The organism is Polynucleobacter rarus (assembly GCF_003072505.1).
GTDB classification, from domain to species: domain Bacteria; phylum Pseudomonadota; class Gammaproteobacteria; order Burkholderiales; family Burkholderiaceae; genus Polynucleobacter; species Polynucleobacter rarus.
The window spans coordinates 1946996-1973991 of record NZ_NTGB01000001.1 but is presented as its reverse complement, the minus strand read 5'-3'; the positions used below and the strand labels follow the sequence as shown (position 1 = coordinate 1973991).

Below are 26996 nucleotides of genomic sequence, written 5' to 3'. Positions count from 1 at the left end.
ATTGATTTCATAACAAAACTGTTTGGGTCAAAATCGACTATCTATGTATACTAAGCAAAACTGTCACCTAATCAGAAAAAAGTAATTTATTCAAGGTTGGATATTGAGAAACTTCTTCCATAAAAGAAATTAGCAAATGAACCTCAAGTACCTCTTTAATTTTTTTGCCTTTGCCGCTTTACTTGGTTTGATGAGCCATGCAAACGCTACATTTCCAGATAAACCAATCCATTTTATTTCCTCTACAGCTGCCGGAGGACCGTTAGATACGATGGCGCGTACGATGGGAAAAATGCTGAGTGATGAACTAAAGCAACCCGTAATTATTGAAAATAAACCTGGTGGTACGGGGATTATGGCTATGAATTATGCTTTGAACCAACCGGCTGACGGTTATACAATCGTTACTGCTACCGGTTCAACTTCATTTATGCTCGCTGAAGGCAATGCTTCCTTTACAGAAAATGATTTTATTTTTATCAGTGGCTTGCAATCCGAGCCTTCTGCATTAGCCGTGGTTAAGTCCAGCCCGATTAAAAACTTAGAAGATTTTTTACAGTTTGTTAAAAATGAGCCCGAAAAAGTAAATATTGCTGGGTATGGTAATTCAGGATTTAATCAATTGGTTTATTCAAAGTTTCAACAACAAGCTAATTTCAAAGGTGCTTGGGTACCTTACACAAGTGCTGGACAGGTTGTTTTGTCCCTGCTTGGTGGGCAAGTCTCCGCAGCGATCATTACACCTAGTTCTGCCATTGCCCAAATACAAAATGGTGATATTCGATTATTGGCAATGAGTACGGCTAAAAGAGATTTGTATTTCCCCAAGGTTCCTACTTTTAAAGAAAAGGGTTTCAATATTGTCGAGTCCCTTTGGCGGGGGATTATGGTGAAAAGAGGGACTTCTAATGAAGTGTTGACCAAATTAACTACCGCTATTACTAATGTAGAAAAATCTTCTGAGTGGAAGAGATTTATGGCAGAAAATGCTCAATCTTCGATGAACCTATCGGTAGATCAAATGCAAGAGTTTGTTAAAAACGAAATTGTGACTCGGAAGGCTTTTCTAAATCAGTTGAAATGACTCGTATGGAGAATACCGTTACAAAATAGTATGAAGCTCATTTTGTAACGGTAACGAAGACTACTGGGCGTTCAGCAAGCCCCAAACCCTTGACGGTGTGAAGGGCATGTCTAAATTTGTAATTCCCCGAATCTTGAGAGCATCCACCATTGCATTAGACAAGGAGGGGAGTGATCCAGAGCAGCCAGATTCGCCTACCCCTTTGGCGCCTAGAAGGTTGGACTTGGTAGCTACTTCAATGTGATCACAAGTAAACTTGGTAATGCAACCTGCTTTAGGTAAAGCATAATCCATTAAAGACCCGGTGAGTAACTGTCCTGACTCATCATAAACGGTTCTTTCATAAAAGGCTTGTCCGATCCCTTGCACAACACCACCATGAATTTGGCCTTCAACTAACTTTGGTGAAATAATCACCCCAGTATCATCAACCGCTGTGTAGGAACATATTTCTGTAATACCAGTATTCGGATCAACTTCTACTTCTGCAACATGACAGCCATTCGGGTAGGTCGAGCCAGATTGTGCCTCACCAACCACACTGAGGTCGTCAAGTTGAACGTCAGGGTTTCTAAGGACACTTTGTATTATTTCAACAAATGTCACGGATAGATTCTTGGCGGAGCTTACCCACTTTCCGTCCTCAAAGCTTAATGAATCAGGACTTACTCCAAGATGATCAGCTGCAGTAGCTTGGTATTTTTCAATCACTTGTTGGCACATATTTTTTACAGCACTACCTGCACCATAGAGCGTTCTGGAACCACCAGTACTATTGCCGATGACCTTCTGATCTGCTTGACCGGCGGTGTATTGTATTTTTTCAACAGGATAGCCCAGAGTATCGGCAGCAATTTGGGTAAAGGAGGTTTCGTGTCCCTGCCCTGATGCACCTGTCACGCCGAAAATATGTAACTCTCCATCTTTCGTGAAGCTACCACGAATTTGGTCTTTTGCAACATTCCCCGCGGCGGAGGATTCAATAAAGTAAGCAAGTCCTATACCGCGTAATTTGCCGTGCTTGGCGGAGTCTTGTCTTCTTTGTTCAAAGCTAGTGTACTGGCTCAGTTCTAAGGCTCTATCCATGACTTGTATAAAATCTCCACTGTCAATCGTCGTGCCAACTGCATTGGTGTAGGGGAAATCTTGAACAGGAATAAAGTTCTTTTTACGTAAAGCAACTTTATCAAATCCATGCTCGTTGGCTGCATGATCAACCAAACGTTCAATTGCATAGGCAATATCCGGTCTGCCAGCACCACGATAAGCTGACACAGGCACCGTATTCGTATAGTAAAGTTCAGAGCTCATTGCCAACGCTGGTATTTGATATACCCCGCTCATGGTGATGGAGATATTCCTAGTCCCAATAAATGATCCAAAGTAACAGTTGAAAGCACCGATATCTACTTTGTCAGCAAACTTGATAGCGAGAAACTTACCACTTTCGTCAATGGCAATCGAGCCATTGAGTTCTAATGCACGGCCATGCCAATCTGACAAAATCACTTCTGAGCGAGTTCCGACCCATTTGATCGGACGTTGTAATAATTTAGATGCAAGTATTGCTAATGCATATTCATTATATGCACCGCTTCTGATCCCAAAAGAGCCCCCAACATCGTGGGTTTCAATTTCAATTTTATCAGCCCCAAGTCCTGTGATGTGGGACAAGAAACCATGCATTCCCATAACGCCTTGCGTTGGTACGTGGAGTTTTACAATATCAGACCTAGCGTCATAGTTTGCCACAACAGCTCTTGGCTCCATGGGGTTAGCAATCAGACGTTGACTGTGAACAGTAACGTGACTCACGTAAGCTGCTTTTCTAAAGGCTTCTTCCACTTTAGCTTGATCGCCATTGATATAAGTAATGGACCGGTTATGCGGCGCAATGGCGTGTAGTTCTGGCGCACCATCTAGGGTTGCACTGGCATAATCCGTCACAGCATCTAACACCTCATAATCAATCATGGCTAGTTCAGCTGCATTGATAGCATTCTCAAGTGTATCTGCAAGCACCATAGCGACGGGTTGACCGACGAACAACACTTTGTCTTTTGCTAGGATTGGCATCGGTGCAATTTTTTGCGTTTGGCCATCAGGATTTTGCGCAGTAGTCCCGGTTGGAAGTCCTTTAAACTTCGCTTCATCTACGTCATGATGACTTAAAACCTTGATAACTCCAGGCGCTGATTCAACCGCAGAGAAGTCCATCTCGCCAATGCTTGCATGGGCGTAGGGTGAGCGGATAATAAAAGCATAAAGCATGCCATCGTAATACCAATCAGCAGAATATTTACCATGACCAGTAATGAGGCGCTTGTCTTCTTTACGAAGTAAGTGATCGATTGACATTGTTTATTGTCCTTGCATTTTCTTGGCTGCTGATTTGACAGCGGCAATAATATTGACATATCCGGTACAACGGCAAAGATTACCTGCTAGGCCTGCCATAATTTGATCGTCAGTTGGATTAGGGAAGTCTTTCAGCAGTTGTACTGTACTCATGATCATGCCAGGTGTACAAAAACCGCATTGCAGTCCATGCTCTTGGGAAAAAGCCTCTTGAACAGGATGTAAACCTTGATTAGCTAATCCTTCAATCGTTGTAATTTGCGCATCTTGTGCTTGGAGGGCCAGTATCGTACAGGACTTGATGGTAGAACCGTTCATTTGCACGGTGCAACAGCCACATTGGCTCGTATCACATCCAACATGGGTGCCAGTTAAATGTAGTTGGTCCCTTAAGACATCAACTAACAAAGTATTATCGTTCACTGCTATATCTTGAACAGTGCCATTAATAGTAATTTTCATGATTTAAAAACCTAAATGAATTATCGGGTGAGCTGCGTGAGCGCTTTTTCTAGTAAAACTTTTGTCATGTGTGCACGATATTTACCAGAAGCATGAATATCTTCCATTAATTGATCATGATTTAAGACTGGAATTGCTTTATTTTTACTTAAGGCATTTTCAGCATCAGTCCAGCGAAAGACACCGTTGCCAACTCCCGTGACTGCTACATTAAATTCATTCGAGCCATACTGCGCAACAAATACCCCGGCTAAGGCATAACCGGAAGCGGCTTGTTTCAATTTGACATAGGTGCTTTGAAGTGGGATTTGGAATTGGACCTCCTTCATTAACTCACCCTCTTTTAAGCAAGTTGTATAAAGTCCTTGGAAAAAGTCCTTAACAGCAATGGTTCTTTGATCAGTTACGATGTTGGCGTTCAGAGCAAGGGCTGCAGCGGGATAGTCGGCTGAAGGGTCATTATTTGCGAGTGAACCGCCCAATGTTCCCCTTGCCCTAACTTGAGGATCACCAATCAAGATCGCAAGCTCAGCTAGTCCTGCAATATTGGATTTGACTAATGGATCGCGCGCAACGGTCATATGTTTGGTTCCAGCGCCAATGACCAGATAAGCATCTCTTTTTTCAATGCAGTCTAATTCTGGCAAATGACCAATGTCAATTAAATGACTAGGATTGGCTAATCGATGCTTCATAGCAGGAAGCAAGGTCATACCGCCAGCGATAAATTTAGCCTCAGAATCAAGAAGAATTTGTTGTTGGGCTTCTGGGATGGATGTAGGTCTAAGATAATGGAATGGATACATAGGTCTCAATAGAATAATATTTCTTAATAATCATATCGTAAAAGTAAACACAGAGTTAAATCAATCATTTTTTTTGGTTTTGAGATATCTGGCACTTGTTGAATTAATGATTAGAATAATGGATACATAAGTAAACTTAAATTTCAAACTGAAGATTACTATTTAGAAGTAATCTTACTTTAAAGGCGCTGATATGAACTTTGCACTGAGTCCCGAATTGCAATCTCTGCAGGAGAAAGTTAGAGAATTCATCCGAACAGAAATCATACCGATGGAAAATGATCCCCGTCAAGACTCACATGGCCCTCATGAAGAACTCAAAAATGAATTGATAGCTAAGGCTAAAAAAATAGGCTTACTTACCCCGCATGGCGCTAAAGAATATGGTTGTTTAGCCCTAAGTCATGTTGAAAAAGCGATTGTGTTTGAAGAAGCAGGCTATTCAACTTTAGGGCCGATTGCGCTCAATATTCATGCGCCGGATGAGGGTAATATTCATTTGCTCCAAGAAGTTGCGAGTCCGGAGCAAAAGTTACGTTGGTTAAAGCCCTTAGTTGAAGGCAAAATCAGATCCTGTTTTGCGATGACAGAACCAGCTCCAGGAGCCGGTGCCGATCCATCTATGCTCAACACAACCGCTGTGTTAGATGGTGATGATTACGTGATTAACGGTACAAAATGGTTTATTACTGGTGCTGTAGGGGCTTCGTTCTCAATCATCATGGCCAAAATGGCAGACGGTAGCGCGACGATGTTCTTGTCTGACATGAGTGCGCCTGGGATTAAAGTTGTTCGTCAAATGGAGGCATTAGACTCCTGCTTTACTGGCGGACACGCTGTTGTGGAGTTCAAAGACTTACGCGTGCCAAAAGAAAATGTACTAGGTGAAGTGGGTAAAGGTTTTCGATATGCTCAAGTGCGACTTGCACCTGCTAGATTAACGCATTGCATGAGATGGCTTGGACAGGCCAGAAGAGCTAATGATATTGCTGTCGAGTATGCCTGCAATCGTCAAGCCTTCGGACAAGTATTGGGCACGCATGAAGGTGTTGGTTTTATGTTGGCTGACAATAACATGGATTTACAAACTGCAAGACTACATATTTGGCATACTGCCTGGTTACTCGATCAAGGTGAAAGAGGTAATTTTGAGTCGAGTCGTGCTAAAACGATTTGTTCAGAAGCGCAGTGGCGAGTGGTGGATCGTTGTGTACAAATCTTGGGCGGTCAGGGGGTCACAGGTGAAACAATCGTGATGCGTATTTTTAAGGATCTGAGAGCTTTCAGAATCTATGATGGTCCAAGTGAAGTACATCGCTGGAGTATGGCTCGAAAAATCCTCAGCCTTAAATGATTGACACACCTTTTCTGACTTGAGGGAATCCCAATGTATAAATTAGTGGCATTTGATGCTTACGGCACTCTGTTTGATGTGTATTCAATGGGACAACTAGCTGAGGAGTTTTTTCCAGGGCAGGGTGGGGTACTGTCTGTGATGTGGCGCGATCGTCAGATTGAATATACGCGGTTAGTGACCATGAGTGATCCAAGCCCTCAGGGAAGTAAATACTATTTACCTTTTTGGGAAATTACGATTCGTGCTTTACGTTATGTCTGTAAAAGGTTGAAGTTAGAACTGACAGAACAAAAAGAAGCGCAATTGATGGCCGAATATGCCAGATTAAAGGCTTTTGGAGATGCCTCAAGCGTTCTAGAGCAACTTCATCAAAAAGGGATCGCTACTGCAATACTATCAAATGGTAGTCGCGAGATGCTGCGAACTGTGGTACAAAGTAATGGCCTCGAATCTTATCTAGACCAAGTCGTCACGGTTGAGGAAGTCAAACTTTTTAAAACAGCGCCACAGAGTTATCAGTTACTGATTGATGCATTTTCGTTCAAAAAAGAAGAGATTCTTTTTGTCTCTTCGAATGCTTGGGATGCACTGGGCGCTAGTTGGTTTGGCTATGACGTCTTTTGGGTAAATCGATCCAATTTACCTTTTGAAGAAATCGGGCCATTACCAACTTATCAAGGCAGTAGTTTGTCTGCTCTGCTTGAACTTTTAAATGGCAACAATTCTTAGTTCGGCAGTAAAAAAGTACGGCTATTTTTTACTAAGCCGAAACAACTGGCAGTTGAAACAATCTCATAAGTGAAGGTTGGCTCATACCGACTGAGTAACTCGGTCCTAAGTAAAGCCTGCATATCTTCAATAGCGTAAGGTCGGGTAATACTACCTTGCGGTGCTGTGATAAATTTGGTAAACACTGTACCATTCGCTAAAGTAAGTGTTAACTTAGCACTCACCGATTCACTTGAACTTGTTTTTTCTACATCCTCATCTAGTTCACATTGAACCATTTTTGCTAGACGAATAACCTCTTCATTGGCAAGACCATCTTCGAAATCAATAATACTGAGGATTGGATTAAATTGGCGAATTGCGTGATGTAAGCTCAGAGCTACAGCAAATGGTGCGCTCATTTGAGCAGCCTGTAGATCAGTGGGTTCGTTTTTCGTTAGTCTGCCTTGAATCACTTTCGGAATCCCTAAAGTAATCCCGACAATATCCGAACAGCTAAGAGGAGTTGTTAGTTGATCCTGCGTCATCTCCTCGGTGATTAGCTTGGCTGCTTCTATTGCTGAGAGCACCCGCGCACTGCATGCGTGTGGCTTGATGGATACCTCATGAACCACAAATGTTTGGCCGAGCCCTGCAAATGCTTTTGCAAGATCAGACTCATCAGCATATGCTTTAGCAAAACCATCTTTTCCTTCTAGGATATCCATAGGCCCAGAAAAGCCAGCTTCTACTAATAAGGCAGCGCGCACACCAGAACTGGATGCTTGCGCGGCATGCAATCTTTTGACGGTAGAGCCAGAGTGAAAAAACTGTACTAAACCACCCGTAAATGAAGAAGCGATACCTAGAGTTTGAGCAATTTTCTCAATTTGGATTTCTCTACTTTGCTGCCAATGGAGTAATTTCGCAGCAGCTACTGCAGCTCCCAAAACGCCGCAAGTTGAAGTGCTTTGAAAGCCTCTTTTAAAGTGACTGGGTTGAACTCCTAGGCCAATCCGAATCATGGCTTCATAACCACAAATAACTGCGCTCATAATTTGTGAACCAGAGCAATTTAAACTTTGACCAATAGCAAGAGCCGCTGAAAAGACGACGCAACCTGGATGTAACATTGAACCAACATGAACATCGTCCGCATCAATACTGCCTGAGTAAATAGCATTTAAAAAAGCAGCACTTTGAGAATCTAGTTTTAAATTCGAAAACAAGACTGGACTTTGTCCAGTCTGCGAACTACCTTGAATAAAATTCTCAGCCCACTGACTCCACGGCATCCTTTTTCCAACTGAAGCGACGCGTAAATAGTCTAAATAAAAAAGATGAAGTTTGCTTTGAACATCTTCTGGTAATTTTTCAAAAAATGTATCTGCTACGAAAGTGGCGAGTTGAATAGTGGGGGAGTTAATGGTATTCACTTGATTAGTTTAAGAGAGAATAATGAATCAATTGATTCAAGTCGGCTTAGGTTTAGTGCGCTTTCGAGCCAGGTATCTAAGGCTTCAATACCAAAAGCAGGGGTAGCAATCGATTTAAACCGAAGCGCAACTTCCTCTAAGGTGATTGGATTTTGAGGACAACCTTTTGGAAACTGAATAAAGTGCTCTAGCACTTGGCCATTTTTTAAGGTGCAAGTAACTCTAGCAGGGACGGACTCCATGGTAGTTTCTTTTTCAACTTCTGCATCAACGACACAAATGGTTTTTTTCGATAAGTCGTGTACATCGGTTTGATTAAAGCAATGTTCGTAATCACTAATAGCAAGTGATAATGGCCCAGAGCGTTGTGGCGCAAGTTTGATTGCCATCGCTACCGCAAAAGGTGTACTTAACTGGGCTTGTTGAAAATCACGTGGAGTGTTCGTGGTGAGTTTACCAACCATGGCACCATGCACACCAATCACAATCGATTCAATTTGATCAATCGTGGCACCTTGTCTGGCTAGCACGGCTGCTGCTTCAATGGCTGCTTGCATACGCACACTGCTCGCATGGGGCTTCAGTGAGATGGACTCGGTAGGAAAGTAGCTACCTAAACCTTCAACGACTGTTTGGGCAGAAAAACGATCGGAAAATGCTTTCGCAAATCCCTGAGATCCTTCAATTGCATCGTGCGGCCCGGTTAAACCTGCTTGAGCCAGTTGGGCTGCCTCCACACCATTAGCAGCCGCTTTGCCAGCATGAAACCTTTTAATATCTGAGCCTGAAACAAAAAATTGTGACAAACCACAGGCAAAGGTAGCTGCGATACCTAGCGCATTTTGGATTTTTTCTTCTGGCAATTTAAGTAGTTTTGCACAGGCCGCCGCAGCGCCGAAAGCACCACAAGTTGGCGTGCCTTGAAAACCTCTAAGTGAATGCTCAGGTTGAATACTCATGCCAATCCGAATCGCAGTTTCATACCCCGCAACAACGGCTGTTAGAAGCTCCTTGCCAGTTGATTTTTGTAAATAGGCGACATTTAATGCTGCTGGCCAAATACAAATACCCGGATGAATAATGGCTGCCACATGGGAATCATCCCAGTCTAGGCTGCCACAAGCGGTACCGTTAATAAACGCAGCTTTTGTAATTTCTGCCATATTATTAGAAAACCAAATGGGGCTATTAGTCGTGTTTGATTGAACGGATTGAAAAGTATCTGTAATAGTTTTGGTCCATGACTGTTCTACTCCGACAGAGGCTGACCGAAAAATATCAATCAACAAGACAGGCATGAGCTCTTGTATATGTTTTGGAATTTTGTCCCAAGTTAAATCAGAGATGAATTTTGCTAGTTCGGCTGTAACGGGAATCGAGTTAGTTTGCATAAATTGCTTAATTAGTTGAGAGTGAATTTACCAGTAGAGATGACTTTCCCCCATTTGTTGTAATCACTGCGCAAATAGTTTTTCAAATCATCAGGAGAGCCGCCTAAAACGAATATGGATTCTTCGGCAAAGCGCGCTTTTGTTTCTGGTTGTTTGAGGATTTTATTGACGGCTTCATTTAATTTGTTTTGGATACTGACTGGCATATTTGCTGGACCATATACTGCCCACCACTGCAGCGATTCAAAATTTGGTAATCCAGATTCATTTAAGGTTGGGATTTGGGGTGCAATTTCCATTCTTTTTAAACTGGTTACTCCTAAGGCTTTTAACTTACCAGATTTGACTAAAGGCCCAACACTCGCAAACGCTGCAAAAAGTCCAGTAACTTGTCCGCCAGCAACATCAACTACAGCTGGGGATGCACCTTTATATGGCACGTGCAAGAGTTCAATACCAGCACTCTGCTGAAATAGTTCCCCGGTTAAATGACTTGATGTGCCGGGGCCGTTGGAGGCAAAGTTATATTTACCTGGATTTGCTTTTGCTGCGGCAATAAACTCTTGGATATTTTTGAATGGCAAATTAGGAGTTACAACAAAGACATTAGGTGAATAACCGATTAGCGAAATGGGTGTAAAGCTAGTAAATGGGTCATATCCAATCTTTTTCATAAAATGTGGATTGATGGACATGGTGCTACTAGAGGTAATTAATAAGTTATAGCCATCAGGTGAACTTTGTGAAACGAACTTGGCACCAATGGATCCACCAGCTCCAGGTTTGTTATCCACGATAAAAGAAGCGCCTAGTTCTTCGGTTAATTTTTGACTAACTAAACGTACCACTACATCAGCAGCGCCACCGGGTGGAAAGGGAGTTGTAACGTGGACAGTTTGATTAGGGTAAGTCGTGGGTTCAACCGCTTGAGCGCGGATCAGTAGAAGACTTTGAGCCAAAATAAAAACAACGAGATAGGGGAGTTTGGTAAAGAGTACTAATGTTTTCAACGGGTTCTCGCTGTAGTAAAGTGGGCCAATTAGGGACGAGATTAATTATAGTCGCTTGAAATGTTTTACTGGCTTTAGGCTTGCAGCACTATCTAAAGAAGAGAGCATAGAAGAAATAAGCTTCACTTCAGTGCTTGAGAGGTTGCCACTGAAGTGGTAGATGTCTACAAATTAGTAATGCGATTTAAAACTAATCGCATCGCGGTAATGAATATCTTCCAAGTCAATATACGATCTCATCGTTTCTTTGTCGACGGTATATTGCATTTTGCGATTGGTTTCATTACATGCACGAATATCTAAAATTTCTAAATGTTCTTTCACTTCCCATTCATGCGCACCTGCAATGCCCGGGGGAGCATAAATGATAGAGCCTGGACGTACTTCATATTCTTCACCGGCGACATTTCTTACTGTTGCACTGCCAGCAATTACATAATAGCAAGCTTCAATCGGATGCCAGTGTAGTTGTTCATAAGTGCCTGGGGCATAGGTCGCTCTGCCTAACCTTACACGATCAGTTTCATTTACCTCTGGCCACCCGACTAGACGCTGATAGGTTTGACCATCAGTTACTCCCCGTCTACCAGGATAATCTGCTTGATGATGAATTTCTAAAGTAGGTTTTAGGTCCATGAGTTATCCTCAATATTGATGTTGATGATGAATCTAGTATGTTTTTGAAGGCGTGATTAAACCATCGTAATAGCAAATAATGGCAGAGCTATCTCGGTCGTGCTGACCTTTGGACATTTCTGAAGCAAGTGCCTGCGCAGCAAGGCTAATAGCAGGTACTGGACAGTACAAAGAGCCTGCATAAGAAACCATGAGTTGAACATCTTTATAGTGGGTGGACAAATGACCGATCGGAGGGTAAAAGTTACGCTCTACCATTCTTGAGCCTTTTTGATCCATAGATTTTGAGTAGGCGGCGGATTTCTTTAATACTTCCAATGCTTTTGCTTGATCAATTCCGGCCATTTTGGCCAAGGTTAAACCTTCAGCCATACCCATCCGGTTAATTGCCAAAACTAAATTGACCACTAGTTTAATGGCTGATCCGGTTCCGCTCTCGCCCATGAAGACCGACTCTCGGCCCATATCTTTAAAAAGCTCCGCCCATTGCTTATAACGTGATTCAGATCCGCCCACCATAAAAAGAGTATCTTTTGCCTTACACATCTCACTTGTACCACTGACTGCAGCGTCCAAGAAATACATTCCGCTATTCGATACTTCTTCTGCTAATTCTTTTGAAAGTCTTGGATCAGCTGTCGATGTATCAATCAGGACGAGATCTTTAACAGGGTTCTCAATTAAACGGAGGCCCTGATGCACGACTTCACTAACAATTTTAGAAGTTGGAAGTGAGAAAATAATCACATCCACCATTTTCGGCATTTCAGAGAGTTGCTTTACAGCAGTAAATCTATCACCTAAGAGCGCATTGATTTTCTCTTCATTGGTGTCGTAGCCCAGTACGGTATGACCACTGGCTAATAAATGTTTTACCATCCAACCACCCATTAGACCAAGACCAACAAAGCCGATTTTTTTTGGTGTCATATTATTTCTTAAGTAGGTTTACGTTTGACTAAGAATGCTTGAATGCCTTCTTGGACCATTTCATCACGTTGGTTAAATACTTGTAAGACACGTTTCATCACGCCACGATCTGGTTTGGATGTTTCAGAAACTTCAGTGACGGTTACCTTGGCGTAAATCGTGTCATTAATTTTTACAGGTTTAGTAAATTTAAGACTCTCAAACCCTAAAAATGCGATGAGTGTATCGTCATATAAATGCAGCTGAAATAAAAGACCTGCAGCTACTGCATAAATCAATGGGCCATGCGCAATACGCGTACCAAATTGCGTATTTTTACAGTACTCTTCGTTAATGTGTAATGGATTGTAGTCGCCAGATATGCCGGCAAAATTGACAACATCTGTTTCAGTAATTGTTCTTGCCGCTGTTGTAAATGACTTCCCAACTTCCCATTCTTCCCAATAAAGTCCAACCACTTGAATCCCCTTATAACTAAATATTAATAAATTGCACCTGAATTTTTTAAATTGGTAATTTGCTCATCACTCATTGATAAAATTTCTTTTAGAACGCTTGATGTATGTTGACCAAGATCGGGCGCTGGCTCTGCGATCATAGCACTGCTATTCCCCATTTTTACTGGATAAGCAGGCATCCTAAATTTACCAACTGCTGGATGGTCACATTCAATTACCGCTTCATTTTGAATCGCGGGTGGTTCATTAAAGGCTTGATCAAAATGATTCACTGGACTTGCTGGAACATCGTCAGCACGGAATTTCTTCATCCAATTTTCAGTACTATCGGTTTGTAGGATAGGTATCATCAGAGCCATGAGTTCATCACGATGTTTGACGCGTGTGAAATTGGTCAGAAAACGAGGATCTTGCGCTATATCATCAATCTTGAGAGACTTACATAAGTTTTTCCAGTGACGCTCTTCTCGAGCAGCAATCACAACGTATGAGTCACTAGTTTTAAAAGCTTGCCATGGCACCGAGTATTCATGACCTGAGCCAGGCGGTTTAGGCAACTCGCCATTATTGAGCCACATGGTTCCCATATAAGTTAAAAGACTTAACATGGCGTCGAACATGGCCAGTTCTAAATGTTGACCTTTCCCCGTCTTTTCTCGCTCATACAGCGCAGCAAGGATACCTTGGCTTGAAAAAATACCACCGCTTAAATCAGCTAAAGGAATACCAAGCCTAACAGGTGGACGATTGGGTTCTCCCGTAATTGCCATATGACCACTAATGGCCTGAATAATAATATCGAGAGCTGGATAATCTTTATAGTCACCCTCAGAGCCAAAGCCGGTAATAGAGCAATGAATAATACGCGGATTGACTGCTGCTAAAACGCTGTAATCAATTCCTAAGCGCTGCATGACACCGGCTCTAAAGTTGTCGACCACCACATCAGCATGCTTTACCAAATCCAGAAAAGTGGCTCGACCTTCAGGGTTTTTCATGTCAATGACGATACTTTTTTTATTTCGATTAAAAGTCAGAAAAAGTCCGCTGTGTCCCTTGTAGGGAGCAACGGATGGATTACGACCTAGATCACCAATTGGTGACTCTACCTTAATGACTTCAGCACCTAGGTCCGATAAAATTTGACCACCGTAAGTACCAGCAATAATCTGGCCTAGCTCGATGATCCGAATACCCTTCAAAGATTGAGACACGGACTACTCCTATAGGCCTAGTGAACTTGCGATAATGTTTTTTTGAATTTCAGAGGTTCCGCCACCAATGGTTGCTAAGCGAGAATCTCTAAAGAAACGTTGCATTGGGTATTCCATGCAATAGCCGTAACCACCAAGAATTTGTAGGCACATATCACTAATCGATTTATACGATTCACTCGTGTATAGCTTCAAAATCGCAGCATCTTGGCGTGTATTTTTGCCTTGCTCCATTAACCAAGCGTATCGATATACCATGGTCTGGGCAATATCTAGCATCGACTTCATTTCGGCAAGCTTATGAGATACAGCCTGAAATTTGCCAATCGGTTTACCAAACTGGACGCGATTTTTTGCATAATCTAAGGCAATTTCAAAAGCGGAGCGGGCCGCACCAGTTCTAGCCGCTGATAAACACAAGCGCTCGTAACACAAGTAATCATCTGCACCAGTCCAACCATGATCTAGTTTGCCAAGAATCGATGAAGCCGGAATATGTACGTCACTATAAAGCACTTCAGTGGTACCGATAGAACGCTGACCCAAAGTTTGTAATTTTTTTACTTCAATGCCAGGTAATTTAGTATCCACTAAAAAAGTGGTGATTCCTTGTTGCTTTCTTTCTAAAGTACTAGTTCTAGCGACTAATAAACAGTAGTCGCTAATATCCATGCCGGAGGTATACACTTTGCGACCATTGAGGATGTACTCATCGTCATGTTTGGTTGCTTTTGTAGTGAGGGCACTAGCATCAGAACCAGAGTCGGGTTCAGTTAAGCCAAAACAAAACGACATCTCGCCTGTAATAACCTTCGGCACTAGATAGTCAATTTGTTCCTGAGTGCCATGTTTCATGACAGCGTAGCAACCGTAGGTCAGATTTCTAAATACCCACAGTCCCAACTCTTCAAAGTGATAGCCTAAAACATCTAACATGACAGCTAAATCAGTCGCAGAGCCACCAGCTCCACCGAGTGACTCAGGAGCAATCAAGCCTAGCCAGCCATTTTTTGCGAGCGCGTCAAATGCTTCTCTGGGTGGCTTTTGTTGCTCATCGCAATTTTGTACATACTGTGGAGTACAAATATCAGTCAATAAATCGGTTAGGTGACGCTGGATATTTTCTTGGTCGGTGCTGAGAGCGAAGTTCATAGAGGAATAGTTATTTTTTTATTTAGAATTAGCTGTTAATCGCTTTGCTTGACGGTACATTGCATAGTCCACTAATTTATTATTAATCGTAATCGCAGCGATACCTTTTTGTTCTGCAATTTCAAATTCTTTAACGATTAATTGGTAATATTCGAGGGTTGCCTGTGAAATGCCGTAAGCTTGCTCAACGATACTAATTTGTTTCGGATGAATGATGGTTCTACCCACATAGCCGAGGCTAGCTGACATTTTAGATTCAGTCATGAGGCCTTCTTCATCATTTAAATCAGCAAAGACGCCGTCAATACTAATTACATTGCCAGCCGCTTTGGAGTCCAGTAAAACTTTAGAGCGTGCGTACAGCATTTCTGGGCCATCTACCGACCACCCACAACCTAGGTCATTTTGTAAATCACCATCCTGGGCAGTGCCTAAGCTGGTGAGTTGAACTCTTGCAGAAGCTTTGATGATGTTGTAGCAGTTATAAACCCCAATCGCTGATTCAATCTGAAGTCCGATAGCAATCGGATTAATACCACGTTCTTTTTCTAAGGACAGAAGTTGTTGTTCTATTTGCTTCATGTGCTCAGGTTGTTCTGCTTTAGGAATGAATACCATGTCTAAGCCTGGTACCGCAATCTGTGCGATATCTTCCTCTAGCATGCCTGTATCCATCGCATTGGTTCTCACCATGACATAAGGCTTATCTTCTCTAGTAGAGAGGTGTAACTCTGTAATGGCTTCACGCACTAATTGTCTGGCTTGTGCTTTGGAGTCCAGAGCGACAGAGTCCTCTAAATCGAACAGGACGGCATCAACTGGACTTGCCACAGCTTTACCCATGACTTTGGTATTAATGCCCGGTGCAAAAAGGGCTGTTCTAATGATTCTCATAAATTTAAGGTTTTAATTGGGCTTGTGAACGGAAGCCATAGATTTGTTTCCAGCGATCAATATCTGCATTGATCGGTGATTGATATAGTAGTTTACGACTAGCGTTTAAACCTACCATCTTGCTTAAATCGGCCATCGCTTCAGTCGTTTTTAATAGGACAGCATTACAGTCCATAATCAGCGCGCCGTCCACTTCAGTGATATTTTCGCGACGGATGATTGCGTTAACGGTGGCGCAAGCAGCTAAAATTACTTCAGCACCTTGGCTTGCTAAACGACGAGATTCTTTTAAGAAATTATCTGTCATTTGACCTGGGCTTGTGAATGCTTTTTGTACTTCTGTAAAGTCAATCCCCAAATCACCAAACGGAATATGTCTGGAGCTTAAGCCATACTCAAAGGCTTTGCGATCATAGTATTGTGATTGCTTTTTATGAAAGGCAATCCCAGAAAACTTATGTCCGTACATGCAGGCCATCAGCATACTTGCTTCACCTAAGCCTAATACTGGGATTTGTAGAATCTCTCTTGCTTCTTGCATCGCTGGGTCTAAAAAACAGCCGATTGCTACCGCGTCATAACCTTGCTCTTGGGCTTGCATCATTTTGTTCAATACACCGCCAACGCCATAACTATTAATAGCAACAACAGCGTTGTAATGTAGATCCATTGAACCGTCATCCACACCGTTCACATGCACTTCAACATCTGGACGTTTTAAATCATTTAAATTTTTTGTTAAGGTATTTCTATAGTCATCTAAACGATGAATCGCGGTACTACTTTGCCACCATATTTTCATGATTGTTCCTAATGAAGAATGAAGAGTGATTAATTAAATGTATGCTTTAAGATTACGATTACTTGTAAATACAGCAAATAATTATTCGCTAGTAATATTACCTTTTTCAATGACCTCGCGCCAATACGGAACTTCTCGTTTGATACGTGCCAGGGTTTTTTCTGAATCTAAAGCTGTCGTTGCTAAACCAGCCTGCTTAAGACTCTCAATGACTTCAGGCCTTTTTAGAGCTGTTAAACATTGTTGCGATAAATAACTGATCGCTTCTGGAGGGGTACCTGCAGGAGCGAAGATAGTTTGGAACGTATCAGACACAGCATTTTCGATACCCGCATCTGCCATTAAAGGCACATTTGGTAAATCAGGCCATGGTTTATCGCCTGTTTGCACAATTGCTCGTACTTGACCAGCTTGAATATTAGAAATGACGGAGGCTAAACTACCAAAAAGAACTTGAGTTTGACCGCCCATTAAGTCCGTCATGGCAGGACCTGCTCCTTTATAAGGAATATGGGTCATATTAATTTTGGCGCGAATCTTTAACACTTCACCTGCAAGATGAGGAGTTGTACCCGCGCCAGGACTGCCAAAACTGACTAAAGCCGGATCTGATTTAGCCATGGCAATTAAATCTGCCAAGTTTCTGATCTTAGAATTCGCTTTGACAACGGCAACGTTGGGTGCATCACCGATTTCACAAATAGGAACAAAGTCTTTTACGGGATCGTAGGGCGATGGTTTTTTTAGACTTGGCGTGACAACGTAGACACTTGAAGTCAACATAATCGTATAACCGTTAGGTTTCGCATTTTTGACGTAACCAGTAGCTACTGTGCCACCTCCGCCTGGACGGTTTTCAACAATGATTTGTGGGCCGTTTTGATTTTTACTCATGGCTAAGGCCACGATTCTAGCGGTGATATCAGTCGCACCTCCAGGGGCAAATGATACGACCATATTGATAGGCATTTCAGGGTATGCAGCAAACGCGGGTAGCGCCTGCAAACATAACCCCAAAATTAAAAAGGACTTTTTCAGTCTCATTATTTGTCTCCTCCACAACCTTCAAACTTAGATTTTGCAATCAGATTATTGAATTTTGTCTTGTTTATATTTATAAATTATTTTATAATTAGTTCTTATATGTGAACTTGTTTATATTCTAGCACTAGAATTCAGCTTGTGTCAATATTTTTAGTCAATAATTTTTTTTACATTGTTACGATGCTTTCTAACTCAGAACAAAAATCAAACTCGTCCATTAAATCCGCAGATAGGGTGTTGGATGTGCTCGAGTTACTATGCCGCCGAGGCAATAGCGCCTCCCATACTGATATTGCCTACAGCTTAGATATTCCCAAAAGTAGCTTAACGGGGCTACTTAAGAATTTGATTAATAGAAACTACTTAGAAAAAAATCATACTGAAAACACCTATTTACTAGGACCCGCTTTTTATGATTTGATTAAAAAGGGTGAGAATGTCAAAAAAATGCCTCAAATTGCGCAGGCGCAATTAAATTGGATGACAGAAAAAACCCTCGAGGCATCAGCATTTTATGTTTTTAAAGGAGATCATATTGAGAGAATTTTGGGGGCTGAAGCAAATTATCCCCTCAGTTATCGAATGACTCCTCATGTGAAGTTTTCCTTATATTCTGCTGCAGCAGGAAAAGCAGTATTGCACGCCTTACCGGAGTTGGAGAGAGATGATTACCTTAAGAACCTAAAGATCAAACCCAATACGGATAAAACTGCAAAAACCAAAAAAGAATTAGAAGCTCGTCTCGAAGCAGATACAGAAAATGGGGTGACATTTTCTTATGGTGAGAATTCAGTTGGAGTGATTGCGTTAGCAGTACCGATTCTTGGTGAAAATCATTATCCCCTCGGCGCAATCAGTATTGTGGTGCCGGAAGTGCGTTTTAATGAAACATTAAAAAATCTTTGTATGGAAGTATTAATTAATGCAGGGAAGAAAATAGAGTTTGAGTTACTTGCTTCGTAATTCAAGCATGAAGGTGTTGAGAGATTTTAGAGAGTAGTTCGTAGGAAAAAATAATTATTAAAAATTTTAAGGAGATGAAAGACAATGAAAAATGTTTTATGTAATTTGAAAGTAGCAATAGGTATCCTATGTTTGGGATTGTCTTCGCAACTATTTGCCCAAGAAAACTATCCCAATCGCCCCATTACTTTTATTCTGGCAGTTGAAGCTGGTTCTGATGGTGACGTATTAGCACGACCTTTAATGGATCGGGTTGGACGAATTTTGGGTCAGCCTATTACGATTGTGAATCGACCTGGAGCCGGAAGTGCTATTGGGTATAAAGAGATTAACCAAGCTAAGCCAGACGGCTACACCATTGGTTGGGCATCGGCAACGATTGTTACGAATAAATTGCAAGGAATGTCTCCACTTGATTATCGTAGTTTCACTCATTTAGGTGCTTATGCCACCTTTTTCCCTATCTTAATTGCTTCTAATAAAAGTCAGGTGCAATTCAAAACTGCTCAAGAGGCCATTACTTATGTAAGAGCTAATCCAGGAAAAATAAATTTAGCTACTGCTGGAGTTGGTCAAAGTTGGTGGGTAGGTGCTCAAACTCTTTTAACGGGTGCTAATTTAGAGATGGCTAGTATTCCAGTCACTGGTGCAGGTGCAGCGGTTGCCTTATTAGTGGGTGGTGGTCACGCAGAGTTAGGTGTTGCAGGACTCGGCTCAGCTCGTGCATTACTCGAAGGTGGTCAAGTTCGGTTCTTAGCTTCTCTCGCTGAAACAGCACCACCGCCACCTTATGAAAAAATGCCAACGATGAAAGAATTGGGGTATCCAGTGACGTGGGAGTCTCTCAATATTATTATCGCTCCAAGTGGATTACCTAAGGATATTGCTAATAAACTATCGAAAGCAGTAGAACAGGCGGCTAAAGATCCAGAATTTATTAAATTCGTGCAAGATCAATACGCCAGTTGGAACTATATGCCACCTGAAAATATAGTCCCCTTTTTAGACAAACGTCGTGAGGTGGTCAGAGGCATTATGGGTAAGGCAGGACTGCTGAAAGAAAGTAATTAATACGCAAAAGTATTTAGTTGGTTAATTTAGAATGAATAAAAACATGGCGTAATCTTAAAAAAGAATACGCCATGTTTTTTTATCGACAGTTTTACTATGGTTGGCCTCGGATAATATGGTCTGCCATTTTCTCAGCCACCATAATGGTTGGAATATTCGTATTACCTGCAATTAAATTAGGCATGACTGAAGCATCAATCACCCGAAGATTTTCCACGCCGTAAACTTGTCCTTCTGAGTTGACCACTGCCATCAGATCGTCCTCATTACCCATGCGACAAGAACCAACGGGATGAAACATACCAGCTATATTTTTTTGTACATGTTGCGCAAGATCCTGTGGATTTTTGATGAGCGCGTCTAAATCAATTGCGTCGCCTGTTAATCGACTCAAAACAAAATCACTGATTCCCGGAAAGAGGTTTAATAAGGTAGCTAAACGATTAGCCTTCTTAGAATTTTGAGGGGTATATTCATTCAGTTGTCTTAAGCGGTCAGAAAACCGAACCGGAAACGGTGTACCCATCAACTTTTTGATTTCTTGATCTGCCAAAATTTCTACAGCTTTGGTGAAAGACATCATCATCCGTGTTACATCGGTTGGATCGCTTAAGAAATTAAACTCTGTCAATGGATGATCTTTTACGAACGGACTGCGAATCGTAACGTGCCCAGTCGATTTAGGTCTTAAAACGCAGGGCGCCAAGTTACCGATTTGAAGTCCCATGGCATTCCAAGAGGTTTTACTTTGAACATTGACATAAAGGTCGCCGGGAGGACAGTCTGGAAGTTGCGAAGAAAAGCGTAAGCTAGCACTTGGGTGAGTTCGTAAAGAGGGATTTTGGCGAGCATCTTTTTTTAGGTGAAACCCAATAAATAAGATGGGATGGTTTTGTAAATTTTGACCAACACCAGGTCGGTGAGCTATAACAGGAATTTGCAATTGTTGTAATGTGCTCGCATCGCCGATTCCTGAACGCATTAATAGTGCGGGTGAGAAGATGCCCCCGCCTGATACCAAAATTTCTTGACCGAAATAGCTAACTTGTCCACTCGCATCATTGGCAAGTACGCCAATCGCTTTTTTACCTTCAAAGAGGACTTTCTCCACTTGGGTTTCATGCAGCATCGTTAAATTGGCACGTTGTCGAACGGTTGGTGTGATATATCTCAGAGCTGTAGACGCGCGTTGATGCGGGGTATTACAAACGGGCGTTGATCCATAACCATCTCTGAAGTCAGCGTTCGGATCACTGATTAGGGGGAAGTTATTTTTTAAAGAGTAGTTTGCAATTGCTTTAGTTAGAGGTGGCCATTGATCTTTTGGTAGGCGGCGAATTGGAATCGGCCCATTTGCGCCATGCATTTCATTTTGAAAATCAATATCAGTTTCTAACTTATTAAAAAAAGGCAGGACATCTTCCCAGCCCCAATTTTTAGCTCCCTGATCGACCCACTCTGAGTAATCTGCTGGGGTGCCTCGCAAAGAGACCATGCCCATTAAGGAGCCACCACCCCCCATAATTTTGCCCTGCGGAAAATTAGTGAGGCCATTTTCGGATTTACGCCAAGAAACTTTGAAGTTTGGCCAAATGTAAGACTTGTTGTAATAAGAAGTAGGGTAGTTATCCAAAATATCTTCTGGTTCTGCACCCGGGGGAGTATCCTTCCCAGCCTCAATTAAAAGTACTCTAGTATTTGGGTTTTCAGTAAGTCTCGCTGCCAACACACATCCTGCTACCCCAGCGCCAACAATCACATAGTCGTACTTGGTATTCAATTCAGTCTCCTTATTTTTTCTTATGTCTAAATTTTAGGTGATTTTAATTAATGGCAAAAATATGTTGATCAGCTTTTGAAATAATTTGTATGGTAAAGATAAGCTTTCAATCAGAAAGTCATTGATTTAATTCAATAATCATTAAAAAAACAATAATTCGTGATTTGGAGTTTAAGCCAGTTCGTTGCCCTCGGTTTTCCAAATTGGTGCGAGATAGATTTTTTTGGTGCAAACAGATTGCAATGTGGGTTATTGGTGCAAAAATCCCGTCTTAACTGCCTTTTCATAGCGAATAATCACCATATTGATGCTTTTTACAAATGTATTTTTACTATCTTTTAGGAGTTTTGATGAATACTTATCGACCATACGACTCAGAGCGCCCATTGTTTAGCAACCACTGTAGTTGCGGAAGACATGCATCCGATGCTGAGCACAATCGTGAGCTTTCTACAGCTATTGATGAAGAAAAAATGAGTGCAGACTTTGTTGAAGCAAGCTTAGTAAAAGCCTTATTCCCGCAAGAAAGTCGTCGTCGGGCATTCTTAAAAGCGGTTGGTACAGGTGGTGCCATGAGTGCCTTATCTGGCTTTTTACCGATTGAAAGTTTACAAGCGATGGCGCAAGAAAAATCGCCTCTCGAAAAAACGGATTTAAAAATTGGCTTCATTGCTATTACTTGTGCAACGCCTTTAATCATGGCTGATCCCTTAGGTTTTTATAAAAAACAGGGTTTGAATGTCACTCTAAATAAAACCGCTGGATGGGCTTTAATCCGTGACAAGATGATTAACAAGGAGCATGATGCTTCCCATTTTTTGTCACCAATGCCACTTTCCATGTCCATGGGTGTAGGCTCTGACCCTAATCCAATGCGCGTTGCAACCATCCAAAATGTGAATGGCCAGGCTATTACTTTAGCGAATAAGCATAAAGATAAGCGTGACCCAAAAATGTGGAAGGGTTTGAAATTTGCGGTGCCTTTTGAATATTCGATGCATAACTTCTTGTTGCGCTATTACGTTGCACAAGCGGGTCTTGATCCAGATCGTGATATTCAAATTCGCGTAACTCCACCACCAGAGATGGTTGCCAACTTAAGAGCGGGAAATATTGATGGCTTTTTAGGACCTGATCCATTTAATCAAAGAGCAGTTTATGATGAAATTGGCTTTATTCATATTTTGACTAAAGAAATTTGGGACGGTCATCCGTGCTGTGCCTTTGGTACCTCGGAAGAGTTTATTAAGAAAAATCCAAATACCTTTGCAGCTCTTTATCGTGCGGTACTGAATGCTTCAACCATGGCGCGCGACCCAGCTAATCGTCCGTTGATTGCTAAAGTAATTTCACCTGCAAATTATCTCAATCAGCCGGAAACCGTTGTGATGCAAGTATTGACTGGTAAGTTTGCTGATGGACTTGGTAATGTTCAAAACGTTCCTGATCGAATCGACTTTAACCCAATTCCTTGGTACTCCATGGCGACCTGGATGTTAACCCAAATGCAGCGCTGGGGATATGTTAAAGGTGATGTCAATTACAAAGATATCTCTGAAAAAGTATTTTTGATGACGGATGCGAAGAAGTACATGAATGACATGGGTCTTGCAATTCCTGTAGAGGCAAAAACAGGTTATAAAAAGGTGAAGATTATGGGTAAGGAATTTGACCCTAGCCAGCCTGCCGCCTATTTGAATTCTTTTCCACACATTAAAGCTTAAGGTTAGGATTTAAAAATGAAAAAGCTTTCTATAAAAATAAAGGGAACGATACTTTCTGTATTGATTTTATTATTCATGCTCTTTGTTTGGCATCTAGCTACAACGCCAAAAAAAGTGTCGGCTCCAACTGTCTCTGCATCGACAAGTGAATACGAGGCTTTAATGGGAAATAGTAGTGGGGCAAATAGTATGGACTCAGTACCAAAATCAGGGTTCCCAACTCTGACTCAAATGGGTCAAACATTTGCGAAACAACTTTCGCATCCTTTTTACGATAACGGCCCCAATGATAAGGGTGTAGGTATTCAGTTAGCGTATTCTTTAGGTAGAGTTGGTTTAGGTTTTTTCCTTGCTGTATTAATTGCACTACCCTTTGGATTTGTCATTGGCATGTCGCCGTTAATTTATCAGGCCTTTAATCCATTTATTCAAATCTTCAAACCTATTTCACCTCTAGCCTGGATGCCGATTGCTTTATACACAATCAAGGATTCTTCAATCTCAGGGATTTTTGTTATTTTTATTTGTTCGATTTGGCCGATGTTGCTCAACACAGCGTTTGGGGTAGCGAATGTCCGTAAGGAACTCATTAATGTAACGAAGACTTTAGAAGTATCACCACTGCGCAAAGCATTTCTAGTGATACTGCCAGCCGCTGCTCCAACAATCTTGACGGGTATGCGGATTTCTATGGGGATTGCCTGGCTTGTTATTGTTGCTGCAGAAATGTTAGTTGGTGGAACTGGTATTGGTTATTTTTTATGGAATGAATGGAATAACCTAGCTCTTTCAAGTGTTATTTTTGCGATTCTCATGATTGGATTCGTAGGAATGATTCTTGATGTTATCTTCGCAGAATTACAAAAGGCGGTGTCTTATGCAGACTGAAAAATCATTTTTAACAGTTGAGAACCTCAGTAAGTCTTATAAATTAGAAGGACCACCAGTTTTTGAGGGGATTAATTTTGAGATCGAACGTGGTGAGTTTGTTTGTATTATTGGCCACTCAGGCTGTGGTAAAACAACGATTTTGAATGTACTCGCAGGCTTAGAGGACGCCACCAGTGGTTACTCTTATATGCTTGGCCGTGAAATCAAAGGTCCTAGCTTAGAACGCGGCGTTGTCTTCCAAGGTCATGCCTTAATGCCTTGGATGACAGTATTACAAAATGTTTGTTTTGCTGTGAAATCTAAATACCCTGATTGGAATAAAGAAAAAATTGCTAAGCATTCAAAAAAATACTTAGAAATGGTTGGTCTGGTAAATGCTGAAAATAAAAAACCGTCTGAATTATCTGGTGGTATGAAACAAAGGGTCGGTATTGCCCGAGCATTTGCGATTGAGCCAAAAATGTTGTTATTGGATGAGCCTTTTGGTGCCTTAGATGCACTAACACGAGGTGTGATTCAAGATGAATTGCTCAAAATTTGTAGTGAGACAGCTCAAACAGTATTTATGATCACGCATGATGTTGATGAGGCAATTTTGTTATCAGACAAAATTATGTTGATGAGTAATGGTCCCAATGCACGCATTGCTGAAATTGTGATTAATACCTTACCAAAAAATCGTAAAAGGGCTAATTTACATCTCGACCCCATGTATTACCCCATGAGAAATCATTTAGTTGATTTTTTAATAAACCGTTCAAAAGATTTACAGGCCAAAGGTGCAACTGGCGAATTAGATGGTTATCAACCCGTACTGGTTCGTCCAGGGGTTGATACCGTAACAGCTTAATCATTTTTATTTTTTAGGAGAAAAACATGGACCGCGCAGTCGTTACACAAAAAATTATTGAAGCGAAAGTTCGTAAGGGTATGAAGTGGAGTGAGATCGCTACTTCAATCGGTGAGTCTAAGGAGTGGGTCACTGCGGCTTGCCTTGGTCAAATGACTTTTACTAAAGCGCAAGCTGAAGAAGCAGGGAAGTTATTTGAACTGACAGATGAAGAAATGGCTTGGTTACAAATCGTGCCGTATAAGGGCTCTTTACCAACTGCCGTACCAACTGATCCGCTCATTTACCGCTGGTATGAAATTGTGAGTGTTTACGGTACAACGATTAAAGAGCTCATCCATGAAGAGTTTGGTGATGGCATTATGAGCGCGATTGATTTTTCAATGGATATTCAACGTGAACCCGATCCAAAAGGTGATCGCGTACAAGTGGTGTTATCTGGTAAATATTTATCCTACAAAACTTATTAATCTAAATTAGTAAATTTTAAAAGGCCTATTTTTCAATAGGCCTTTTTTTATGGAAAGTTTTAGTTGTTAGTAAATTGCTTGAATAGTTTTTTACAACTGTTATATTTCTTGGTGTCAATATCTCCAAAAATCTCAATTGGCTTCTTGCCACTTTGTTCTACTAAATCAAAGCATTCCCGCAGACGCGCACCTAAAATGGGTTGATTCCAATACGCTTTGGCATGCTCATTATTTTTAATTGCATATTTAATAGACATTGGACTCTTTCCGAGCCCCAGTAGTTGCGGAAAGATAAACCACATCCAATGTGTTTCTTTTCTGCCATTCTTTAATTCAAGTAGAACTTCTGACCATACCTCATCCTGAGCTTCCAGGAAATGATTCAATTCCAATTCTTGATGATTGACTGAGTGGTTCATTTCTTCTCCAGTTAGGACTAATTTGCCAAAACAAAAATAATTTAAAAATATTCTATAAAAACCTTGACACTGACAATATTAACTGTCAATATAACACTAATCGCTGTATTTATTGCATTTCTTTAATCAAAAAAATCATTTTAAAAAAATTATGGGCTATTTTATCAAATCAAATCAAGGGTTTATAGGTAATTCGGAAGAATTGGCTCGTACTGCCATGATTGCAGCAAACGGCCTATTTTTGCCCGGTGACCACGACAAAATTAACGAAAGACTAGTTAGGTACTACGTTACTGAGGGATTAGTGACACGTCCCACTAGGATTGGTCGAGACGCTGAGTATGGCTATCTTCAACTGTTACAGTTTTTAGGTAGTCGATTTTTGGTTGAGCAAGGTTATCCTCTGGCTAAAGTAGCTCCTTATATTCAAGCTTTGAGTAATGATCAACTAGAGCATATGTTAATGAATAAGCATAAACCGAGTTTGGCTGAATTGTTGGTTGCTGGATATCAAAACCCTTCCACAAAATCTCGGTCAGCAGCACACTCTATCGAAAAAAGCGTCATTCGTCCTAAGCGCTCTTTAAAAGATTTTTTAGAAGATGATGAGAATGAGGATCCATTCTTCCTGCCAAAAAATAAAGCAATTATTTCGAAAATGGAAAATCAAGGCCACAAAGTAAAAGATGACATCAGTTCTAGTCATTTAACTTCGATTGAAAGCTCGATTCAAGAAATAAATCATAAGTTGATGCAAATCAAAGATCAAATGAAGCATCAACAAATGGATGTTCAGTTTGCAATCAGACAATTACAGAGTGCTATTGAGGAATTCTCGAACTTTATCAATAAAAGCTTAGCGATTTCGCAAGAAGGCTCAATCAAGTTGTTAAATGAATTGGCAAAAAAGGAAAAGAGGCAGGCTCAAGAATTAAGCCTCTTAGATGAGAGAATCAAATTAATAGAACAGAATTCTTTGCAAAAGAATACTCAACGCAGTGCAGGAGATGAAAAATGAACAATCTCAGATGAAGAACACTAGCGAAAATGAGCTGTAGGTAAAGGCGTTATCCCCATAACCCTTGT

26 protein-coding genes are annotated in these 26996 nt (G+C 41.3%); 10 read left to right on the top strand and 16 right to left on the bottom strand.

All coding sequences use genetic code 11. The features are described from left to right. Positions 1-136: 136 nt before the first annotated feature. Positions 137-1084: a Bug family tripartite tricarboxylate transporter substrate binding protein gene (locus tag AOC35_RS09375; protein WP_108646829.1), complete on the top strand. Its 948-nt coding sequence runs from the start codon at positions 137-139 to the stop codon at positions 1082-1084. Between the two features lie 60 nt (positions 1085-1144). On the opposite strand, the gene AOC35_RS09370 is transcribed toward AOC35_RS09375, so the two are convergent. Genes AOC35_RS09370 through AOC35_RS09360 form a run of 3 tightly spaced genes read right to left on the bottom strand, consistent with a single transcriptional unit; the run spans position 1145 to position 4710 of the window. Continuing rightward, a complete protein-coding gene (locus AOC35_RS09370) occupies positions 1145-3442 on the bottom strand; it encodes a xanthine dehydrogenase family protein molybdopterin-binding subunit (RefSeq protein WP_108646828.1) in 2298 nt (765 codons plus the stop codon). 3 nt (positions 3443-3445) lie between these two features. Beyond that, a complete protein-coding gene (locus AOC35_RS09365) occupies positions 3446-3904 on the bottom strand; it encodes a (2Fe-2S)-binding protein (protein ID WP_108646827.1) in 459 nt (152 codons plus the stop codon). A gap of 20 nt (positions 3905-3924) precedes the next feature. Beyond that, the gene (locus tag AOC35_RS09360; RefSeq protein WP_108646826.1) at positions 3925-4710 is read right to left on the bottom strand and encodes an FAD binding domain-containing protein; all 786 of its coding nucleotides are present in this window, start codon (positions 4708-4710) and stop codon (positions 3925-3927) included. 193 nt (positions 4711-4903) lie between these two features. Between AOC35_RS09360 and AOC35_RS09355 the strand changes: the two genes are divergently transcribed. Continuing rightward, positions 4904-6064 (top strand): acyl-CoA dehydrogenase family protein, encoded by a 1161-nt coding sequence (locus AOC35_RS09355; RefSeq protein WP_108646825.1) that lies wholly within the window; start codon positions 4904-4906, stop codon positions 6062-6064. 33 nt (positions 6065-6097) lie between these two features. After that, positions 6098-6796, top strand: a complete 699-nt coding sequence (locus AOC35_RS09350; protein ID WP_108646824.1) for a haloacid dehalogenase type II — start codon at positions 6098-6100, stop codon at positions 6794-6796. Here AOC35_RS09350 and AOC35_RS09345 read toward each other — a convergent pair. The 11 genes from AOC35_RS09345 to AOC35_RS09295 all read right to left on the bottom strand — a co-directional run bounded on the left by AOC35_RS09345 (position 6793) and on the right by AOC35_RS09295 (position 17742). Next, positions 6793-8211, bottom strand: a complete 1419-nt coding sequence (locus AOC35_RS09345; protein WP_108646823.1) for an MmgE/PrpD family protein — start codon at positions 8209-8211, stop codon at positions 6793-6795. The two genes, AOC35_RS09350 and AOC35_RS09345, sit on opposite strands and share 4 nt — an antisense overlap. Further along, positions 8208-9602, bottom strand: coding sequence for an MmgE/PrpD family protein (locus AOC35_RS09340; RefSeq protein WP_108646822.1), 1395 nt, complete (start codon positions 9600-9602; stop codon positions 8208-8210). Before AOC35_RS09340 ends, AOC35_RS09345 begins: the two co-directional genes overlap by 4 nt. 11 nt (positions 9603-9613) lie before the next feature. Continuing rightward, positions 9614-10612, bottom strand: coding sequence for a Bug family tripartite tricarboxylate transporter substrate binding protein (locus AOC35_RS09335; protein ID WP_159077542.1), 999 nt, complete (start codon positions 10610-10612; stop codon positions 9614-9616). Between the two features lie 171 nt (positions 10613-10783). Next, positions 10784-11248: a cupin domain-containing protein gene (locus tag AOC35_RS09330; RefSeq protein WP_108646820.1), complete on the bottom strand. Its 465-nt coding sequence runs from the start codon at positions 11246-11248 to the stop codon at positions 10784-10786. 33 nt (positions 11249-11281) lie between these two features. Next, positions 11282-12178: an NAD(P)-dependent oxidoreductase gene (locus tag AOC35_RS09325; protein ID WP_108646819.1), complete on the bottom strand. Its 897-nt coding sequence runs from the start codon at positions 12176-12178 to the stop codon at positions 11282-11284. 8 nt (positions 12179-12186) lie between these two features. Then, positions 12187-12636, bottom strand: a complete 450-nt coding sequence (locus AOC35_RS09320; RefSeq protein ID WP_108646818.1) for a MaoC/PaaZ C-terminal domain-containing protein — start codon at positions 12634-12636, stop codon at positions 12187-12189. A gap of 23 nt (positions 12637-12659) precedes the next feature. After that, positions 12660-13850: a CaiB/BaiF CoA transferase family protein gene (locus AOC35_RS09315; RefSeq protein ID WP_108646817.1), complete on the bottom strand. Its 1191-nt coding sequence runs from the start codon at positions 13848-13850 to the stop codon at positions 12660-12662. 9 nt (positions 13851-13859) lie between these two features. Further along, positions 13860-15002 carry an acyl-CoA dehydrogenase family protein gene (locus AOC35_RS09310; RefSeq protein WP_108646816.1) on the bottom strand — a complete coding sequence of 381 codons (1143 nt, stop codon included), beginning with the start codon at positions 15000-15002 and terminating at the stop codon, positions 13860-13862. A gap of 18 nt (positions 15003-15020) precedes the next feature. Then, complete coding sequence (locus AOC35_RS09305) at positions 15021-15896, bottom strand: HpcH/HpaI aldolase/citrate lyase family protein (RefSeq protein WP_108646815.1); 876 nt, start codon at positions 15894-15896, stop codon at positions 15021-15023. A gap of 4 nt (positions 15897-15900) precedes the next feature. Next, positions 15901-16698: an aspartate/glutamate racemase family protein gene (locus tag AOC35_RS09300; protein WP_108646814.1), complete on the bottom strand. Its 798-nt coding sequence runs from the start codon at positions 16696-16698 to the stop codon at positions 15901-15903. An 81-nt stretch (positions 16699-16779) separates the two neighbouring features. Then, the gene (locus tag AOC35_RS09295) at positions 16780-17742 is read right to left on the bottom strand and encodes a Bug family tripartite tricarboxylate transporter substrate binding protein (protein ID WP_108646813.1); all 963 of its coding nucleotides are present in this window, start codon (positions 17740-17742) and stop codon (positions 16780-16782) included. A gap of 180 nt (positions 17743-17922) precedes the next feature. On the opposite strand from AOC35_RS09295, the gene AOC35_RS09290 reads away from it, so the two are divergent. Together AOC35_RS09290 and AOC35_RS09285 are read left to right on the top strand one after the other, a co-directional pair. Beyond that, complete coding sequence (locus AOC35_RS09290; protein WP_159077541.1) at positions 17923-18705, top strand: IclR family transcriptional regulator; 783 nt, start codon at positions 17923-17925, stop codon at positions 18703-18705. 84 nt (positions 18706-18789) lie between these two features. Further along, entirely contained in the window at positions 18790-19776 is a 987-nt protein-coding gene (locus AOC35_RS09285; protein ID WP_108646811.1) for a tripartite tricarboxylate transporter substrate binding protein, read from the top strand. Between the two features lie 94 nt (positions 19777-19870). Here AOC35_RS09285 and AOC35_RS09280 read toward each other — a convergent pair whose 3' ends face one another. Beyond that, complete coding sequence (locus AOC35_RS09280) at positions 19871-21556, bottom strand: GMC family oxidoreductase (RefSeq protein WP_108646810.1); 1686 nt, start codon at positions 21554-21556, stop codon at positions 19871-19873. A gap of 350 nt (positions 21557-21906) precedes the next feature. Between AOC35_RS09280 and AOC35_RS09275 the strand changes: the two genes are divergently transcribed. The 4 genes from AOC35_RS09275 to cynS are packed head-to-tail and all read left to right on the top strand — an operon-like array spanning position 21907 to position 25491. After that, positions 21907-23280: a CmpA/NrtA family ABC transporter substrate-binding protein gene (locus tag AOC35_RS09275; RefSeq protein WP_108646809.1), complete on the top strand. Its 1374-nt coding sequence runs from the start codon at positions 21907-21909 to the stop codon at positions 23278-23280. 15 nt (positions 23281-23295) lie between these two features. Continuing rightward, positions 23296-24168, top strand: coding sequence for an ABC transporter permease (locus tag AOC35_RS09270; protein ID WP_108646808.1), 873 nt, complete (start codon positions 23296-23298; stop codon positions 24166-24168). Next, positions 24158-25021, top strand: coding sequence for an ABC transporter ATP-binding protein (locus AOC35_RS09265; protein WP_108646807.1), 864 nt, complete (start codon positions 24158-24160; stop codon positions 25019-25021). The genes AOC35_RS09270 and AOC35_RS09265 overlap by 11 nt, the downstream gene beginning before the upstream one ends. A 26-nt stretch (positions 25022-25047) precedes the next feature. Further along, a complete protein-coding gene (cynS, locus tag AOC35_RS09260) occupies positions 25048-25491 on the top strand; it encodes a cyanase (RefSeq protein ID WP_108646806.1) in 444 nt (147 codons plus the stop codon). A gap of 59 nt (positions 25492-25550) precedes the next feature. Here cynS and AOC35_RS09255 read toward each other — a convergent pair whose 3' ends face one another. Next, the gene (locus tag AOC35_RS09255) at positions 25551-25910 is read right to left on the bottom strand and encodes a DUF1810 domain-containing protein (protein ID WP_108646805.1); all 360 of its coding nucleotides are present in this window, start codon (positions 25908-25910) and stop codon (positions 25551-25553) included. Positions 25911-26061: 151 nt separating this feature from the next. Here AOC35_RS09255 and AOC35_RS09250 point away from each other — a divergent pair, with 151 nt between their 5' ends. After that, positions 26062-26928, top strand: coding sequence for a MerR family transcriptional regulator (locus tag AOC35_RS09250; protein WP_108646804.1), 867 nt, complete (start codon positions 26062-26064; stop codon positions 26926-26928). Positions 26929-26996 lie beyond the last annotated feature (68 nt).